Origin of the sequence: Autumnicola edwardsiae (assembly GCF_031846505.1) — a bacterium.
GTDB lineage: Bacteria > Bacteroidota > Bacteroidia > Flavobacteriales > Flavobacteriaceae > Autumnicola > Autumnicola edwardsiae.
The window spans coordinates 1-795 of the sequence record NZ_JAVRHP010000275.1 but is presented as its reverse complement, the minus strand read 5'-3'; the positions used below and the strand labels follow the sequence as shown (position 1 = coordinate 795).

At 41.3% G+C, this 795-nt stretch carries 2 protein-coding genes; both read left to right on the top strand.

The genetic code is table 11. From position 1 onward, the window contains the following. Positions 1-290 (top strand): IS66 family insertion sequence element accessory protein TnpA (gene tnpA, locus RM529_RS17620; protein WP_311486039.1); only part of this gene is annotated, 290 nt, incomplete at its 5' end. Between the two features lie 4 nt (positions 291-294). After that, positions 295-669 (top strand): IS66 family insertion sequence element accessory protein TnpB, encoded by a 375-nt coding sequence (gene tnpB, locus RM529_RS17615; RefSeq protein WP_311486038.1) that lies wholly within the window; start codon positions 295-297, stop codon positions 667-669. Positions 670-795 lie beyond the last annotated feature (126 nt).

Genomic DNA, 795 nt, shown 5'->3' with positions numbered 1-795 from the left:
AAGAGATGGACAAGCAAGCCTATATGTTTGAGTTAATTCAGGAATGGGAAGTTAGTGGTTTAAGTAAAAAAGATTTTTGTCACCATCATGGAATCATTCGGAGTAATTTTTATTACTGGTTCAAAAAATGGAAGAACAGCAAATCGGAAGCTTCAGATGGATTTGTAGAGATCACCCCGGGTAAAACGGATTCCTTCCACGCTCATTATCGACTAAAATATCCTAATGGAGTACAGCTAGAAGTCAGTGGTATTGGTTTGAATCAACTAGCAGCCCTGGTAAACTTGTAGTCCCATGTTCAGTTTAAGTTCCTCCAACCGATATTACCTTTATAACCAGGCCTGCGATATGAGAAAGGGTTTCCATGGCCTATCGGGATTGGTTACCGCTCAGATGGGAAAGGATCCCATCAGTGGCGATGTTTTTATATTCATCAACCGCCGGGCTACTCATATCAAACTTCTGCACTGGGAATCCGGGGGTTTTGTAATTTATTATAAACGTCTTGAGAAAGGAACATTTTCGCTTCCTAAAATGCTTGAGTCAGGTAGTGTTAGTTGGAGTCAGCTGGTGCTGATGATCGAGGGAATCAAGGCGGAAAAGCTGCGTCACCTTAGCCGGTATAATCCTCCCGAAGCCCTTGATTTTACTGATAAAAACACAAAATAATTGTTGTAATAAAGCAGGGAAATCCGTACTTTTATGCTATGGAAAAATCCCTGGAAACCCTTTCAAAACAACAGTTGTTGGCCCTTTTAGAAGAGCAATCAGCGCAGGCGACATTCCATAAAAAAG

What these genes read in the sequence shown, in the direction of transcription:
- tnpB (WP_311486038.1), top strand. Translation starts at nt 295, where the DNA reads ATGTTCAGTTTAAGTTCCTCCAACCGATATTACCTTTATAACCAGGCC.